The organism is Niallia sp. WK069_GA_01, from assembly GCF_983173855.1.
In genome coordinates this window covers 4,420,419-4,437,941 of record NZ_OZ470138.1, presented here as the reverse complement: position 1 = coordinate 4,437,941, position 17,523 = coordinate 4,420,419, and the positions used below count along the sequence as shown (strand labels likewise).

Annotated in this window: 16 protein-coding genes; 12 read left to right on the top strand and 4 right to left on the bottom strand. The window is 35.7% G+C overall.

The window, feature by feature from the left end:
* The first annotated feature begins 8 nt into the window (after nt 1-8).
* Nucleotides 9-755: a type I methionyl aminopeptidase gene (gene map / locus AC5LWL_RS20720; protein WP_493436065.1), complete on the top strand. Its 747-nt coding sequence runs from the start codon at nt 9-11 to the stop codon at nt 753-755.
* A gap of 50 nt (nt 756-805) precedes the next feature.
* Here map and AC5LWL_RS20715 read toward each other — a convergent pair whose 3' ends face one another.
* Complete coding sequence (locus tag AC5LWL_RS20715; RefSeq protein ID WP_493436064.1) at nt 806-1,027, bottom strand: DUF1128 domain-containing protein; 222 nt, start codon at nt 1,025-1,027, stop codon at nt 806-808.
* Nucleotides 1,028-1,302: 275 nt separating this feature from the next.
* On the opposite strand from AC5LWL_RS20715, the gene AC5LWL_RS20710 reads away from it, so the two are divergent.
* The 3 genes from AC5LWL_RS20710 (at nt 1,303) to AC5LWL_RS20700 (ending at nt 3,588) form a co-directional block, all read left to right on the top strand.
* Nucleotides 1,303-1,773 (top strand): low molecular weight protein-tyrosine-phosphatase, encoded by a 471-nt coding sequence (locus AC5LWL_RS20710; RefSeq protein ID WP_493436063.1) that lies wholly within the window; start codon nt 1,303-1,305, stop codon nt 1,771-1,773.
* Nucleotides 1,774-2,012: 239 nt separating this feature from the next.
* Entirely contained in the window at nt 2,013-2,369 is a 357-nt protein-coding gene (locus AC5LWL_RS20705; RefSeq protein WP_493436062.1) for a YtxH domain-containing protein, read from the top strand.
* A 400-nt stretch (nt 2,370-2,769) separates the two neighbouring features.
* Nucleotides 2,770-3,588, top strand: coding sequence for a YihY/virulence factor BrkB family protein (locus AC5LWL_RS20700; protein WP_493436061.1), 819 nt, complete (start codon nt 2,770-2,772; stop codon nt 3,586-3,588).
* A 642-nt stretch (nt 3,589-4,230) separates the two neighbouring features.
* Here the strand turns inward: AC5LWL_RS20700 and AC5LWL_RS20695 are convergent.
* Both AC5LWL_RS20695 and AC5LWL_RS20690 read right to left on the bottom strand, forming a co-directional pair.
* Nucleotides 4,231-6,156: a heavy metal translocating P-type ATPase gene (locus AC5LWL_RS20695; RefSeq protein ID WP_493436060.1), complete on the bottom strand. Its 1,926-nt coding sequence runs from the start codon at nt 6,154-6,156 to the stop codon at nt 4,231-4,233.
* A 239-nt stretch (nt 6,157-6,395) separates the two neighbouring features.
* Entirely contained in the window at nt 6,396-7,577 is a 1,182-nt protein-coding gene (locus tag AC5LWL_RS20690; protein ID WP_493436059.1) for an MFS transporter, read from the bottom strand.
* 315 nt (nt 7,578-7,892) lie between these two features.
* Here AC5LWL_RS20690 and AC5LWL_RS20685 point away from each other — a divergent pair, with 315 nt between their 5' ends.
* The 5 genes from AC5LWL_RS20685 (at nt 7,893) to AC5LWL_RS20665 (ending at nt 12,898) form a co-directional block, all read left to right on the top strand.
* The gene (locus AC5LWL_RS20685; protein ID WP_493436058.1) at nt 7,893-8,486 is read left to right on the top strand and encodes a CGNR zinc finger domain-containing protein; all 594 of its coding nucleotides are present in this window, start codon (nt 7,893-7,895) and stop codon (nt 8,484-8,486) included.
* A gap of 1 nt (nt 8,487) precedes the next feature.
* Nucleotides 8,488-8,904, top strand: coding sequence for an alpha/beta fold hydrolase (locus tag AC5LWL_RS20680; protein WP_493436057.1), 417 nt, complete (start codon nt 8,488-8,490; stop codon nt 8,902-8,904).
* Between the two features lie 292 nt (nt 8,905-9,196).
* Nucleotides 9,197-10,261, top strand: coding sequence for a calcium/proton exchanger (cax, locus tag AC5LWL_RS20675; protein ID WP_493436056.1), 1,065 nt, complete (start codon nt 9,197-9,199; stop codon nt 10,259-10,261).
* Nucleotides 10,262-11,202: 941 nt separating this feature from the next.
* Complete coding sequence (locus tag AC5LWL_RS20670) at nt 11,203-11,814, top strand: YczE/YyaS/YitT family protein (protein ID WP_493436055.1); 612 nt, start codon at nt 11,203-11,205, stop codon at nt 11,812-11,814.
* A 262-nt stretch (nt 11,815-12,076) separates the two neighbouring features.
* Nucleotides 12,077-12,898 carry a YfkD family protein gene (locus AC5LWL_RS20665; RefSeq protein WP_493436054.1) on the top strand — a complete coding sequence of 274 codons (822 nt, stop codon included), beginning with the start codon at nt 12,077-12,079 and terminating at the stop codon, nt 12,896-12,898.
* A gap of 106 nt (nt 12,899-13,004) precedes the next feature.
* Here AC5LWL_RS20665 and yfkAB read toward each other — a convergent pair whose 3' ends face one another.
* Nucleotides 13,005-14,126 carry a radical SAM/CxCxxxxC motif protein YfkAB gene (gene yfkAB, locus AC5LWL_RS20660; protein ID WP_493436053.1) on the bottom strand — a complete coding sequence of 374 codons (1,122 nt, stop codon included), beginning with the start codon at nt 14,124-14,126 and terminating at the stop codon, nt 13,005-13,007.
* A gap of 338 nt (nt 14,127-14,464) precedes the next feature.
* Here yfkAB and AC5LWL_RS20655 point away from each other — a divergent pair, with 338 nt between their 5' ends.
* From AC5LWL_RS20655 to AC5LWL_RS20645, 3 genes are all read left to right on the top strand, one after another.
* Entirely contained in the window at nt 14,465-14,950 is a 486-nt protein-coding gene (locus AC5LWL_RS20655) for a hypothetical protein (protein ID WP_493436052.1), read from the top strand.
* 390 nt (nt 14,951-15,340) lie between these two features.
* Complete coding sequence (locus tag AC5LWL_RS20650; protein ID WP_493436051.1) at nt 15,341-15,529, top strand: SE1561 family protein; 189 nt, start codon at nt 15,341-15,343, stop codon at nt 15,527-15,529.
* 344 nt (nt 15,530-15,873) lie between these two features.
* Nucleotides 15,874-17,409 (top strand): fumarate hydratase, encoded by a 1,536-nt coding sequence (locus AC5LWL_RS20645; RefSeq protein ID WP_493436050.1) that lies wholly within the window; start codon nt 15,874-15,876, stop codon nt 17,407-17,409.
* The last annotated feature ends 114 nt before the right edge of the window (nt 17,410-17,523 follow it).

The window sequence follows — 17,523 nt, the reverse complement described above, 5'->3', positions numbered from 1 at the left end:
GGCAGATAATGATTGTTTTAAAATCAAAAAGAGAAATAGAACAAATGAAATTGGCGGGAGAGATTCTGGCTAGTTGTCATAAAGAGATCAGAAAGAAAATAATTCCAGGAATAACAACGATGGAAATTAATTTATTTGTAGAAAATTTTTTAAAAGAAAATGGAGCAACAGCAGAACAGAAAGGATACCGAAATTATCCTTTCGCTACTTGTTCGAGCATAAATGATGAGATTTGTCATGGTTTTCCTAGAGAAGAACCTCTTCGTGCAGGGGATATCGTTACGATCGATATGGTTGTAAATTATAATGGAGCTTTAGCAGATTCTGCATGGACATATGCCGTTGGTCCGATAGCAAATGACGCTGATCGTTTATTAGAAGCAACAAAAGAAGCTTTGTATATTGGCATAAAGGAATCGCAAATTGGTAGTCGAATTGGTGATATAGGTTATGCTATCCAGCAGTTCGCAGAAAAAAAAGGCTTTTCGGTTGTAAGAGAATTTGTTGGGCATGGCATAGGTGCCGTTATTCATGAAAAGCCAAATGTACCTCATTTTGGTTTACAAGGAAAAGGACCGCGGATAAAGGAAGGAATGGTATTTACAATTGAACCAATGATTAATTTAGGTGAGCCAGGGATAAAAATGGACGGAAACGGGTGGACAGCTCGTACAGTCGATGGAAAATATTCTGCGCAATATGAGCATACCATTGCAATTACAAAGGAAGGCCCGATTATTTTAACGGAGCAATAATTGTATCCTGGAGGGTGTAAGAGGGAATGACAAAGCTTTCCCTCTACTGCTTATTTACGAATAGATCCTAATTCTTCTGCAATTGCCTGCATTTCATTAGGGCTAAAGGAATCTTTTTTCATAACATGTTCATACAATTCTTTTAACTCTTCGTACATTTCCCCATCAAAATGAGAAGGTTTAATTGCCCCAAAGTTTAATACTTTTAGCTTTTCTTTGATTTGGTCAATCATATATTCTACATTTTCAGGTGATTTTGTATTTAAATTCATGTGTATATTTCTCCTTTCTTCTAAATGAAAGTTATCCTGCTTTTAACAGGCAGTAAGACCCTTGCCAGATGGAAGTTTTCCTACTATTTAGTACATCTTTTCATGGGTTTGCAAAAATGTCAATAATATTTGGACGAGATAAAATAGAATTTTGAAAATGTTCTTTATTAATGATAAAAAATAAAGAACCTTCCATGAAAGAGAGAATTGCTTCAAATTAGCAGAAATGCTAGTGTTTATCTATGTATGTTATGAAAAGAATGGAGGAAACTATTATGGGAATTAACGTTTTATTTATTTGTTTAGGAAATATATGTCGTTCACCGATGGCAGAAGCAATATTTCGTGATCTTGTTAAAAAAGAAGGATTACAAGATAAAATAAGTTGTGATTCAGCTGGTACAGGGGGGTGGCATACTGGAAATCCCCCTCATCAAGGAACGAGAGATATACTAAAGCTGAACAATATCAGTGATGCTGGCATCGTTGCAAGACAGCTTATATCAGAGGATTTAGAGCAATTTGATTATTTAATTGCAATGGACCCAAGCAATATGGAGAACATTAAAAAGTTAGGAATTGCTTCAAAAGCACGAACTCGATTGTTATTAGATTATACCGAACAAAAAAAGGGGAAAGAAGTACCAGATCCGTATTATACAGGTAATTTTGAAGAAGTATATGATTTAGTAAAAGAGGGCTGTCAAGCCTTATTAAAGGAAATCATCACAACAAACCATTATTAACATGAAAAGAAGCACATTCCATTTTGTTTTATGACCGAAGTTTAAAGCACAGAGCAGCCGGAATACACGAAGTCTTCTATGGGAATTCCTGGAAAGATGAGAAGATAGCAGGAGCTTTAACTCTGAGGAGGCTCAAGCGTAGCACCATGGGAAGCGAAGTGTATACCGGCTGCGGAATCATTGAAAGAGCCAAAGCTTTTTCCAGGGTAGCCATATTAATAAAAGAAAGGGTGAAAAGGATGACACAAATCAGTCTTTTTAGAGGAATGATGTTAGGCAGCTTAGCTGGAGCTTCATTAAGTTTATTTCAAAAGCAAACAAGAGACAACACTGTCCAAACAATGAGAAAATTAAAAGCAACTATGACAGATCTAGATAGTATAACAACAGCCATCACCAATAAATCAGAAAAAATAAGAACAACTGCAGAAAAGCTATCAAATGATATTTCATTTGTATTAGAAAAGGTAGAAGAATTAAAACAAGTCACTCCAGCAATTGCTGGCATTGTTAAAGATACAAAGCAAGCCTTTTCCAAGGGAAGTAATGAACAACAGGAAAACAAACAAACATCTAGCGTACACTATTTACCTTAAAGCCTTTACGATGTATTATTCCTCTTTTATTAGTGGGCTGCTCTTCTAAAGTGGAAAAATGATAAACAGGATGGAATTGGTCGTCTTATAGGTCGGAATCCTCCTGTTTTTCTTGTTTCCTATTTAAGGAATAAACTTTTCTAATAGTGCGTGTTCAAAAAGGAGGATAAAAAGGACCGAGAAGTTCGAGACGGTTTAGCTTGGAGCATCGGAGCGTATGGTGTTAATACGTGAGAAGCGGAGAAGCAAACCAACGAAGAAATTCGATGTGTCATTTTTACCGGACTTTTTGAACAACCTCTAATAAAAGGTTTTATTTTTTATGTTTTTAAGTCCCTTTTTAAGGGGAAGTACATAACAAACAGATATAACCCACAAGTGGATGAGGAAGGTGAAGAGAATGGGAGAGGTTATAACATTCACAAAAAAAATAGCACAAAGAATAAAACAAGATGATGTGTTTGATCTAGCTGCTCAATTAGCATATTATTTTTTATTATCCATTTTTCCACTTATCATTTTTATGATGACATTGCTTCCCTACTTACCGATAACGAAGGAAGATTTATTAGGAATAATCGGAACATTTGCTCCCGGCGACAGCATGAACATCATTGAATCAAATTTGGAACAAGTGTTAAGTAAAAATGGAACATTATTATCCTTTGGGATTATTGCAACCATTTGGTCTGCATCAAATGGCTTAAACGCCATTGTAAAGGCATTTAATAAGGCATATGATGTGGAAGAAACTCGCTCTTTTATTGTGGCGCGTGCTATGTCGATTGTTTTGACATTAGCGATGATTGCTGTTGTAGTAATTGCTTTATTATTGCCTGTATTTGGAGAACAAATAGGTTTATTTCTTTTTTCTCAATTTAGCTTGTCTGATGAATTTTTAACTGTTTGGGGTGCGGTTCGCTTCTTAGTTAGTCCTGCTATTTTATTTATTGTATTTTTAGCGTTATATTGGTTTGCTCCAAATAAGAAAATGAAATGTGTCAGTGCGGTTCCTGGGGCAATTTTTGCAACAGTAGGATGGGTGATTGTTTCATTCGGATTCTCCTATTATGTTGGGAATTTTGGCAATTATTCTGCAACATATGGGAGCATCGGTGCGATTATTATTACGATGATTTGGTTTTATTTAACCGGTGTTATTATTATGATTGGCGGAGAAATTAACGCTTACTATACAGATAAAAAGAAAACTTGCTAAAAAGGTTTATTCACTGTGATGGTAAAGTGATTGAATGAAATCCGTTATTTACCTTTATAAAAAGAGTCATACTGTACAAACTATTATTGGGGAAACAACACAATAGGGGGTATTACATTATGACTAAGCACACAAAAAAAGATGGCGATACAAAACAAAAGGGTAAAAGTAAACCGAAGCATAAAACTTCTGGTTCTGCAAATGGACAAAATGGCTATCATTAAATAACAAAAAAGAGGTAACTCAAAATTTGAGTTACCTCTTTTTTTAGGTTTCCTCTGAAAAGAGGCTTTGGCTCTCTCAATGAGTCCGCAGCCGGAATACACTTCGCTTTCCATGGGGCGGGCGGCGAGCCTCCTCGCAGCTCACTCCTGCGGGGTCTCGCCTGTCCCGCAAATCCCATAGGAGTCTTCGTATATTCCGGCTGCTCCCTGCTCAACATATCAAGAAACCTAATCAAACTGCCTCTTTTTAGTTGATGGTGCAAAATTTGTTGCATGGTTGTAGAAAATAGGAATGGACTCTCGATGTGTTCGCAGCCTGCATACACTTCGCTTTCTTGCGGGGTCCCGTCTTTCTCGCATTCCCGCGGGAGTCTTCGTGTATACATGCTCTCAATGAGTCCGCAGTCAGTTGAAATTTTTAGTTGCGTAAAAGGCGTAGACTGTTTAGGATGACTAAAATGGTGCTGCCTTCATGGCCGATTACTCCAAAGGGAAGATCAAGAACTTGCAATAAATTAGAGCTGATTAGTAGCATGATAACCGTTATTGAGAAAATGATATTTTGTTTTACAATGCGGTTCATTTTTCTGGAAAGCTTAATGGCTTCGGCGATTCGCGGCAGGTCATTTTTCATAAGCACAACATCTGCTGTTTCTAAGGCTACGTCTGTGCCTTCTCCCATTGCTATTCCAACAGTTGCTGTTGCAAGTGCAGGTGCATCATTAATGCCATCTCCAACCATTGCGACATTCTGATATTTATCTTTTAGCTCTCTTATATGTGTTACCTTATTTTCTGGCAGACATTCTGCAATATAGCTATGCACATGACTTTCTTTGGAAATGGCTTTTGCTGTTTTTTCGCTGTCCCCTGTAAGCATAACCGTATAAATATCCTGCTTCTTTAAAGTTTCAATCGCTTGTTTTGTTTCTTCACGCACGACGTCCTTTAAGCTAATCAATGCAATGATTTCTGAAGATTTTTGAACAAAAACAACCGTTTTTCCTTCTGTAGAAAAGCGATCATAAGCGCCGTTGTAAAAAGCATATGCTTCCTCTTGACCAACAAATTCAGCTTTTCCGATTTTCCATTCTTCCTCGTGCATTACAGCAGTTACTCCCCAGCCGGAGGTGTCTTGAATACTATTTGGCTGAAGCAGCTCTGTATCATAAGCAGCTTTTGTATACTGAACAATTGCTTTTGCCAATGGATGATTAGAATGACTTTCAATGCTAGCTGTGTTTAGCAATACATCTTTCTCTGCTAATCCCTCTTTAACAAGGACTTCTGTAACAACTGGTTTTCCTTTTGTGAGAGTACCTGTTTTATCAAAGGCTATCGCTGTAATATGAGCTAAATTCTCTAAATGAATGCCACCCTTAAAAAGAATTCCATTTCTGGCGCCATTTGAAATCGCAGATAATGTAGCGGGCATAATGCTGGCAACAAGTGCACATGGAGATGCCACAACTAATAAAATCATTGCTCGATAAAACGTTTCATTCCATGACCAGTCAAATAGAAAGTGAGGAAGAAACATCATCACAGCAACACAAGATAAAATGACTTTTACATAGGTACCTTCAAACTTTTCGATAAATGCTTGAGAAGGAGACTTTTCACTTTGAGCTGATTGAACAAGGGTAATAATTTTTTGAAAAAGAGTATCGTTTGTATTTTTGGTAATCTCTACTGTAATCGAACCATTAATATTAACTGTTCCTGCGAAAACTTCGTCATGAATCCCTTTTGTAACGGGCAAAGATTCACCAGTTATTGCTGCTTCATCAATGGAACTAGCACCGATGATTATTTTTCCATCTGCTGGAACTCTTTCCCCTGGTTTAATAAGTATTTGATCGGATATAGATAATGAAGCAACTGGAACAACTTCTTCTCTTCCACCTGCAAGAATTCTTACGGCTTCTTCTGGCTGTAAACTCATAAGAGAGGAAATTTCTTTATTGCTTTTGTTCATCGTATATGTTTCTAAAGCACCGCTTAATGCGAAGATAAAGATTAATATAGCTCCTTCTGTCCAATATCCAATCAAAGCAGAACCGATGGCTGCAAATACCATTAGCATTTCTACATTTAATTCTTTATTTTCAATCGTTTCTTCTATGCCTTCTTTTGCTTTTGCAAATCCGCCGATAATAAATGCAAGTATATAAGCAGTGATTGATAAGTTTTCTTGTTGAGCGTGGTTGAAAATCCAGCCTAATAAGATGAAGATTCCACTAATGATGGCAGCAATTAATTCAATATGGGGTGCTATTTTTTGAAATATACTGCTCTCCACTACTTCCTGTTCCTGTGCAAGGCTTCTTGTATCTGTTGTCATATTTATTCCTCCTAATTAGTAAATTAGTTTATTTCTTTTAGCAAAGATGATTATTCTTATTGAGAGAGAGAATCACATTCATTACCCTTAAAAAACACGAAAGCTGCCACCTAATAAGGTGACAGCATCATTTCTTCCGAAAAACTGTTAAGGCAATTGGTTTTTTGTTGAATAGGACTAAAAATTGCTAACAGAAATTATTTAATTACATTCATCCTAACATAATATATATGCAATTCCTATAAGTTTGTTCCAAAATTTTTGTTGGATTTAACTGATTTTTGTTTTCCAAAAAATAAGACAATGAAACATAATACTAACAGCATACTGCTGATGACTAGAAAATAACTGAGTTCTTTAAATTGTTGAATAAAGCTGCCACCTAAATAAGGACCAGAAAGACTGCCAATACTAAAGGCAATTCCACATAATAAATTACCAGTAGGAAGTAAATTAGATGGAACTAGATCTGTCATATAGCTTACCCCTAACGAAAAAGTAGTGCCGACTGCCATTCCAGCAAGAAATAAACAAATAGTTAAGATGGGAAACGATACTTCAAAGATACTTGCTGCTAAAAAGCAAACGAAGCCAATAAAAAGAATCGTAATAAGTGTTTTTCGTCGGCCATAAGTATCGCTTAGGATACCAAGTGGAAGCTGAAAAAGAATAGCACCGGTGGAAAATGCCGTTAACAAAATGGATATATTAACAACTTCAAGACCAATTCGAAGGCCATAAATAGGAAAACTTGAATTTAAGCTTGATTCTAAAAAACCATATGCTAAAGGGGGAAGAAAAGCAACCCATGCATACTTTATGGCAATGGAAAAACGCTTCATTGTTTCTTTAAATGAATTAACCGCAATGGTTTGTTCAGGATAATCATTTTTAATAAATAAGACAAATATCCACACACTTAAACACAAAAGAGAAGAAAGTATAAATGGCAAAGCTTCATTTATTTTTACTAGTGGTGTTAATAAAGGTCCAACAGCAAATCCAATTCCAAAAAATAATCCATACAAGGAAATATTTTTCCCGCGATTTTTTTCAGAGGATTGAGAGGTGATCCATGTTTGAGTTGCAAAATGCAAGGCATGATCTCCAATTCCTATCAATAAACGCAGAAAGAACCAGAACCAAAATGTTTTCCATAATGGGAATAGAGATAGGGATAGGATAACTGTCAGGCCACCTGCCACAATAGCGGGTTTATATCCATATCTACGTAATGGATACTCCATAAACGGGGAAATAAGTAATATTCCAATATATAATCCTATCGCATTTAATCCATTAAGGGTGGAGGAAACCCCGTCACTTTCAAAAATAACCGAAATTAATGGCAGCAGCATTCCTTGGCTAAAACCAGAAATACTAACCATACAAATTAATATCCAAAATCTTTTGTTAGTCATATCTATAAACTCCCCTGCAAAAATAACCGAAAAAATTTAGCATTACTAAATGATGTTAACTGGAAATGGAACGGTTTGCAATAAAAAAATATGGAGGAGAATGGGGGAGGAATGATAAATCAAACTAATCAAAATCTATTGATATTGATAATAATTTAGCTTCTTCCATCGATTCTAAAACTTCCTCCCCAAAAAAGCAGTTCTTATATCTGCCTAATGTACAGTTTTTTATAAAATCACCATTTTGACAGAAGGGCATATAACCTACTATAATTATTTAGGTGGTTATAATTTTGGCTAGAAAGTGGTGTGAATATGAATTATCTTAACGCTAAAAGCATTGGTGGAGATTTAAGTTTGGAATTCATTAATACTGCGAACAATAGATACGATGAATCTTATCAAGAACTATTAATAAATACATCTGATTTAATCGAGTGGGCTAAAAACCTTAATCTTGGTAATGAGCTGGATAACATAAATACTCAAATAAACATAGAAGATATACGATTACTTAGAGATTCTATGTTCAATATTATGTATTCAATTATTAATAAAAGATGCGTAAACAAAAAAGATATAGATGTATATAATAATTGGTTGATAGAAGCTCATAATAGTATAGAAATATATCAAAGTGATGAAGAGGAAATAAAAGTAAACCACCTTGATGACGGTGGTATCTGTTCCATTCTCAATCCAATTGTTCGCTCATTTTATAAACTTCTAATATCAAGTAAGACTCTTAACAGAGTTAAGCAATGTGGAAGTGCAAAATGTGATTGGTTATTTATAGATAAGACGAGAAATAGAAGTAAACAATGGTGTTCAATGGAGCTCTGTGGAAATAGAGAGAAGGCTAGGAAATATTATCAAGGAAAAACTAATAAAAGACTAAAGGAGCTTTAAAATGATTGAAAATAAATTATCTAAAACATTCAAATCAAGCTATGGACAAGTAAGATATGGAGTTTTTGGAGCTGGTCCTCCTCTAGTCCTAGTACATGGAACTCCTTGGTCTTCATTTAATTGGCGGCATATAGTCCCGGGGCTCAGTCAATGGTTCACTGTTTATTATTATGATTTACTTGGATACGGGGCCTCAGAAAAAACTGAAGTTGATGTATCGCTAGGTGTACAAAATTTATTACTTAATGAAATCTTAGATCATTGGGGTTTAGAAAACCCTATCATCGTTGGACATGATTTTGGTGGTACGACGGTACTACGAACACACCTATTGAATAATCGTTCTTTCCAAAAAATAATACTGATAGATCCAGTTGCTATTGCTCAAGCGTTAGCCCTTCTGCTAGGAACAGCATAAATCGACTGTATGGCTTATTATTTTGGATTGTTGCCAATGTACCAATTTTGTGGTGTTTAAAAAGCTGTACAATTTTTTCTTTTAATAATTCATTCAAGACAGACACACTCCTTTTAACTTACCTTCTTTTATAATTTGCACGTCTATTCTTTTTTTATCCTCCTTTTTCAATGTTCAAACTATGGTAAAATAGTTGGAGAGAAATGGAAGGTTTGTGTATTTGTATCATTGTGTTTATCTTTTGTAAGAAAAGGGAAACTTAGAATTTGAATATGAAAGGAAGAGGATCTATATGGTAAATAAAATTTTTATGATTGCTGCTATTATAGGAGTGCCTTTATCCATTATCGGTTCGATTTTACACTTGCCGAGTATTTTAATGTTTGTTGTGTATTGTTTAACCATTATTGCCCTCTCCAGTTTTATGGGCAGAGCAACGGAAAGCTTGGCAATTGTCGCCGGACCTAGAATTGGCGGCCTATTAAATGCAACATTTGGTAATGCAGTGGAATTAATAATTGCTATTTTTGCATTGAGAGAAGGGTTAACGGAAGTGGTATTAGCATCACTTACTGGGTCGGTGCTAGGAAACTTATTATTAGTTGCTGGATTGTCCTTTTTTATAGGAGGAATCAAATATAAAAGACAGCATTATAATGTGTTTGACGCACGTCATAATTCTGGATTATTAATGTTTGCAGTAATTGTCGCATTTGTTATCCCAGAAGTATTCTCTATGACAATGACGGGAAGCGAAACACAAACATTAAGTGTTGGGATATCCGTCATACTCATCGTATTATATTTAGCCGCATTATTTTTTAAATTGGTAACACATAGAGGTGTATATCAATCAGAAACAGAAGGGATTAACAATGATGCTCATGATGAGATACCAGAATGGTCTGTAAAAAAGAGTATTGCTGTTTTAGCGATAGCTACAATAGCAGTGGCATATGTTTCTGAAAACTTAGTACATACATTTGAAGTAGTGGCTGAATCTTTTGGATGGACGGAGTTGTTTATCGGGATTATTATAGTTGCTATTGTTGGTAATGCAGCAGAGCATGCATCCGCCGTATTGATGGCATTTAAGAACAAAATGGATATTGCAGTTGAAATTGCAATAGGCTCCACTCTACAAGTAGCTATGTTTGTTGCACCACTATTAGTATTAATATCTTTATTCTTCCCAACATCATTAAGTTTGGTCTTTTCGTTGCCAGAGCTCGTATCGATGGCAGCCTCTGTATTATTAATGGTCATTATATCAAATGATGGGGAAACAAACTGGTTTGAAGGTGCAACCTTACTTGCCGCGTATTTTATAATGGGAATTGGATTTTACTTATTATAAAGGAAGTTTCCAATAAATGATTTTTTTGGAGCTCGAAGTTTGAATACCGAAGTAAGACTCCCTAATGAAAGGGTCACTTTATACAAAGAGCCACGAGGAAAGTAAAACGCCTCGTGGTTTTTTGTTATTTACAGAAGTTTTGTCTGCTGAAGGGGAAGTGCCAAATCAGTAGTTTCTAGAAAAAAAGGAGAGCTGCTAAAAAGGTAGCGATAAAAAAATGAAGCAAAACAAAAGCCAATCTGCTTTCTTTACAGCAGATTGGCTCTTTTGTTTGAATCATCCTTCCTTTATTAGAATGTTTTTAAAGAATAAGTACGAATATGAAATAAATATGTTCTGTTTAGGGAAGTAAATCAAGTCGCTTCCATTCGATCACCAACCTTTTTCTAATTTAATTTGCGATAAAATAAATCTGGATTGATGAATATACAAGAGTGTTTTTATACCTCCTTTTATAAGTTAAAAAAAGCGATTTGACTATTCTGCCCTCCTTTTATTTGATAACCTAAGTATACTTTATTTTTTAATAGTTGTAAATATTCAGATTTATATTTTTTTAAAAATTGTACAAGTTTTTTAAAAACATGCATATGTATTAAGGACATGTATGTTGAATTCAATAAAATAATGAATAAACCAAGCAATGTTAATGAATATTGTCATTTGCAAAGAGCAACCTGCCAGTCATATTTTTAGAAAAGGCAACCAGGCAGAAAATTTTGCATCATGGCCCATGAAAAGAAGCAGATTTCTTAAATGTATAAGCAGGGAGCAGACGGAATACACGAAGATTCCTATGGGATTTGCGGGACCGCAGGAGCAAATCTCCAAGGAGGCTCAAACGTAGCCCCACGGAAAGCGAAGTGTATTCTGCCTGAGGACCCTTTTGAGAGCACCAATTTTCAAGGGAGCTTAATCAAAAGAAGAGAAGGGGAGACAAAATGTCCTTATTTTATCGCGGTCTTTTTTATCTATCTGGCCTGTTCATATTATCTTTTGGTGCGACTCTTACAATAAAAGCGAATCTTGGAGCAGGTCCTTGGGACGCATTAAATGTAGGACTATCTCATTTAATCGGCCTATCGATTGGCAGCTGGATAGTTATTATTGGGATTGTTTTAATTATTATAAATGCTTGTTTATTAAAAACAAGGCCAGAGCTTCTATCCTTATTTACCGTATTTATATTAGGGTTTTTTGTAGATTTTTGGATGTCTCATTTAATAAATAGCTTTCATTATTTTGAGTTGAAAAATCAATTAATATTACTGATTACCGGCTTAGTTATTGTCGGTTTAGGAATCGCTACGTATTTACAAGCTAGTTTTCCATTAAATCCAATTGATCATTTTATGGTGAGTATGCAGCAGAAATTCGGGCTGAATATTATGGCGGCGAAATTAATTGGAGAAGTATTAGCAATGCTGTTTGCTTTGCTTGTAAATGGACCGATTGGTGTCGGAACTGTAATTATTGCCTTTGGAATCGGACCTGCAATACAATTTTTTCACCCTTATTGCAATGGAATAATGAATAAATTGTCTATTAAATAAGGCAGGAAAAAATTAAGTTATAAAATAATGGATAAGAATGGGGAACTCCGAAAAAAATAACTATAAGAGGTTGTTCAAAAAGTCCGGTAAAAATGACACGTCAAATTTCTTCGTTGGCCTCACTTTTCCGCTTCTCACGTATCCATACCATACGCTACGATGCTCAAAGTAAAGGCCGCCTCGAACTTCTTGGTCCTTTTTATCCTCCTTTTTGAACACGCACTATAAATAGTAGTTATTGCAATGGAAGGGAGTTCTAACTTTGAGTAAAAAAATTTCGTTTGTACTATTCACGTTTATAATGATGCTTTCAATTATAACACCTGCTTATGCCAAAAATAATAAAAAACAAGTGGAATTGCCTAAATCAAATTTAATAGCAATTCCTAATTCTGTTATGAATATAACAAAAGAAAATACGTATCCCAATCCAGCACAGGATATGCCGAAGCTGCAGCCAAGTGAACTAACACAGCAGCTAATTGACTCATCGAAAATTAAGATAGAAAATCCTGACCTAATTCGCATGTTAAATGAATCGACGGTTAACAGTTCGCCATTTGCACTAGGATACAAAGCGATTGTTTATTTAGGACAGTGGCCATTAAATTATGAGTCGACAGAAACGGCGCCTAATTGGGAATACCAAAAAATCAATACAAATTTCTTTGATAATAGAGGCGGAAAAGCACCATATCAAATTCATTATGTGCAAGAAGCTCAAAAGCTTGTTAGAGGTGGTTTGACAGCAAAAATTCCAAGTGCGGAAGATGTGAAAAAAATGATGCTGGTAAAAGCAACGCAAAAGTCTGGATTGTCTCTTGCGTTTGAAACGGTCATTGGAACAGGAACAAAAAAAGACCAAGTATATAATATTCCTGCAAAAAACCTCGGCTATTTATATGGGTATGCTCCAGCAGTTAATGAAAAAGGAAAAGTAACCTATGGGGAAGTCTATTTAATGTTGAAAGGCAGAAAAAAAATGATTATTGTGAAGAACGTGACATCACAAGGAATCGGGGCTTGGATTCCTGTGCAAGATCATGTTTCCTTTGGGTTCCTAGCAAGTGATAAACCTAGATAACTTGCGTACTTCGTAATTTTAAAAAATAAGCAGCACGGAAGCTTGAGCTATCCATGCTGTTTATTTTTTTATCTGCAGAATTTCCATTTATTTTACAGGTGATAGATTATTTTGCAATAAGTGATTTTCTTTTAAGAAAATCAACGTCTTGATAATAGCTGTTTTTCACTAACACATTCGGTCCTAAACAGCGCACGCTCGGACAATGGCAATTAAGAGAATGAGCTAAATCAGTTGCCATCCACTTTTGAAAGATATCTTCTAATTGATCATGCTGGATATTTCCTAATGCTGGTGTATCACCAAAGTCAGTTACAATAACGTCACCTGTGAAAATATTAATATTCAAACGGGAGCGTCCATCGGGATCATTACGAACGGTTACGTTTTTACTAGCATATAGTCGTTTTAAAAGCTGTAAATCCTCTTCTTTGCTATTGCATGGATAAAAGGGAAGGGTGCCGAATAACATCCAAACATTTTCATCCCGTATATCTAAGAGATGATGAATGCTATTCCGAATCTCATCAAGTGATAACGTTTCTAATGTTGATGCAAAATCAGAGGGATACATAGGATGCACTTCATGCCGCTGACATTTCATTTCATCTACAATTTGGCGATGAATATGTTCTAAATAGGGCAGGGTGCGTTTATTTAACATTGTTTCTGCTGAAACTACGACACCTGCTTCGACTAATGCTCTGCTGTTTGTAATTATATTTTGAAACAGCTTTCCTCTTTGGGCATAGGTCGGTTTTTTTGCCATCATGGCAAAGCCTCTCTCTGCAAACTCTTCTTCTGTTCCCCAGTTATGTGAAATATGCAGTACGTCTAAATAAGGAATAATCGGTTCATATCGATCCAAGCTTAATGTTAAGTTAGAGTTTATTTGTGTTTTTACACCTCGGGCTTGTGCATACTTAAATAAAGGAACGACATAATTTTCGACAGATTTTCTGCTCATCATCGGCTCACCGCCAGTGATGCTGATGGAACGAAGATGAGGAATTTCCTCTAGTCGTTTTATTAGCAATTCTATTGGAAGTGCTTGAGGATCTTTTGGTTGAAGCGTATAACCGACAGCACAATGTTCACAGCGCATATTGCATAATGTAGTGGTTGTAAATTCGATATTGGAAAGGGTTAGTTTTCCGTGCTGTTCGATATCCATATACGCTTCCCATGGATCAATATCTGGGTTAATGGATGTTTTTTGAGAAATCATCTTTTTACTCCTTTTTCATTCAAATCTTTAGTATTATTGAGCGAAATGATTAGGTTGTCAAACGTTTTTTATTTAGGCTACCCTGAAAATAAGTACGATTAATTTAGTCTGCAGCAAGGAATAGACTTCGCTTTCCTGTGGGCTCATCTACAAGCCTCCTTTTTGCGGGGTCTAGACTTTCTTGCTTTCCCTCGAGTGTATTCGTTTATGCCGGCTGCTTTTTGTTTAAGAATTTATTATTTTAATTCAATGCAATAAACGTTTAGAATACAGTTTTGTTTAAAAAAAAATGCAGCAGGGAATGGTTAAAATAAAATGACAAAAGGGAGAGGAATTGTATGTCTGTTGAAGCGAAACGAAACAGTAAATTAATAGCTGGTATGGTAATTGGCGGCCTCGTTGGTACAACATTTTCCCTCATGGATAGGTCAACAAGAAATAATGTCAAGTTAAAATTAGAGTCAATCAAAACTTGTTCTAATCAGATGGTGCAAGAATTAAAAGAAAACCCTTCAGAAGTGAAGGATAAATTTAGTGAAAAATTTTACGATGCAGCTGCTATTTTTAGAGATGCATGGCGTGATGGTCAAGCATTATATGAACAAATTCAACATACAGTTCGTGTAAGAGCGAATGACGTAAAGGATATCGCCAAAGATACAGTCGATACGTATCATCAATCAAAACAAGAATTGCAGTCAATTACAGAAAAATTAAAAGAAGCCGGCAACACGGTAAAGGTTCAATCAAGTAATGTAGCAGAAAATGCAAACCTCCCGGCAGTTCAAGGAAACCGAATGATAAATAATCATCCGAGTTTATAAAGCATATGTTTTTAGCTATTGCTTCTATTAACAGTTTATCATAAAGTGTAATTTCCGTCAGGGTGCCTCGTGTCTTATTGTTTGTTTTACCTGAAAATAAAGCCTTATCCACTCGAAGAAAAAGATCGCCGAATGTAGAGAAAATGGTGATCTTTTTTTCAACTATTAATGCAAGTTCAAAAAAGTGGGGTTAGATAACGTGTTCTAATTCTGTTTAACGCCTTTAATAAGTTTATGAATAAAAATTGTCATATAAATGATGGGCAGATTATTCAATAGGAGTAAAAAGCAGTATAACGTGTAAACTGATAAAAGATAATAAAAGTTAGGCATTGCTGAATGGTAAAAAGTTCGGTAGGATGATTACATTAGTGAAAGGAGAGATTTTATTTGGGTAGTTCCATTACTGGCAAAAACGAACAAGTAGATTTTTTAAAAACAAGGTTAAATATGTTTTTAGATGTGCTTGATGCAATTGATCCAGAAGAAGCAGAATTAGAAGATATTGATCGTTTAATTGAAATGATTGATGATCTCGAATCAAAATGCAATGAATTTAAGCATAGAGATGTAAAATAGCTCTACACTACAGGCCTCCATAACTCATTTTATTTTTGGGGCCTTCCCCTAGTATGATTTTATTCTTCTTGCCAGTGAAGTTGAATTCTCCTACATAAGTCTAGTCTTTCAAGCATTTCCACAGCAGTTAGATACAGGCTGTTAAGTATTCTTTCCCTACTTTTGTAAGAAACAATAAACTTTGAGAAAAATGCTTTTTCTAAAAAACAATAAATGAAAACGGTTGCGAAACACTTCTCACACTTTGACAGGAAGAGTATAATTTTCTATAGATGGAATTCCTATTACGAAATTAGGTTGGGGATAGGTTATTCGTAAAAAGGATAAGGGGGAGCAGCAATAATATGAATAGAAAAAAACTCACAGAAAGCATGTACCAATTAATTGTAGAAACTTCTACCAATCTGCCGAAAGATGTACGAAGGGCAATAAAAAAGGCAAAAGCAGCAGAAAGTGCGGGTACTCGTTCTGCCATGAGCTTAGCGACAATCACCCAAAATATCAGCATGGCAGATGAAGAAGTTTCACCAATATGTCAGGATACTGGTTTGCCGACTTTTAAAATAAAAACACCCATTCAAACGAATCAATTAGAGATAAAAGCAGCTATCTTTGAAGCATTGGAGTTTGCCACTAAAAAAGGCAAATTAAGACCGAATTCAGTGGATTCCTTAACAGGAGAAAACAGTGGAAATAATTTAGGCGCAGGTACACCAGTTATTAAATTTGAGCAATGGGAAAAGGATTATATGGAAGTTGCCTTAATTTTAAAAGGTGGGGGCTGTGAAAATAAAAATATTCAATATAGTCTCCCTGCTGAACTAGAAGGATTAGGGAGAGCGGGACGAGATTTAGATGGAATCAGAAAATGTATCATGCATTCGGTTTATCAGGCACAAGGTCAAGGCTGCAGTGCTGGTTTTATTGGCGTAGGAATTGGCGGCGATCGTTCTGCTGGTTATGATTTGGCAAAAGAGCAGCTTTTTCGTTCTGTTGAAGATACGAACCCTATTCCTGAGCTTGCTGCACTTGAGACGTATATTATGGAAAACGCTAATAAGCTTGGGATTGGAACGATGGGATTTGGAGGCGAAACAACACTTTTAGGCTGCAAAGTGGGAGTGATGAACAGAATCCCAGCAAGCTTTTTCGTTTCTGTTGCGTATAATTGTTGGGCTTTTCGTCGCCTGGCTGTAAAAATAAATGCAGATACAGGAGCGATTTCAGAATGGAAATATCAAGACGGAGAGAAAATAGATTTTAACAAAGAAGAAAAGGCCCCATCAGCAGATCAAGAAGAAGTGATTACCTTACAGGCGCCAGTAAGTGAAGAAGCTATTCGCCAATTGAAGGTCGGCGATGTTGTGCAAATAAATGGCATGATGTATACAGGCAGGGATGCCATCCATAAACATTTAAGTACAAACGATGCTCCTATTGATTTAAATGGTCAAATTATTTATCATTGCGGACCAGTCATGCTAAAAGATGATGAGGGAAAATGGCATGTAAAGGCAGCGGGACCAACTACTAGCATTAGAGAAGAACCGTATCAAGGTGATATTATGAAAAAATTCGGCATTCGAGCTGTTATTGGAAAAGGCGGAATGGGTGCTAAAACATTAAAGGCCTTAGAAGAACATGGTGGTGTGTATTTAAATGCTATTGGCGGTGCGGCTCAATATTACGCAGACTGTATGAAATCGGTTGAAGGAGTGGATTTAATGCAATTCGGCATCCCAGAAGCAATGTGGCATTTGCGCGTCGAAGGCTTTAAAGCAGTAGTCACAATGGATGCACATGGCAATTCCCTTCACAAAGATGTGGAGAAGTCTTCATTAGAAAAATTAGCTCAATTTAAGGACGTTGTTTTTCAGTAACTGAGTCGTAATTTAGCGTATTTTGTCAAAAAATCGATAAATCCGATAAAAAAGAAGATAAATAAAAAATAAAATCAATAAAAAAGAAGATAAAAGAAATTTTTATGTAGAATT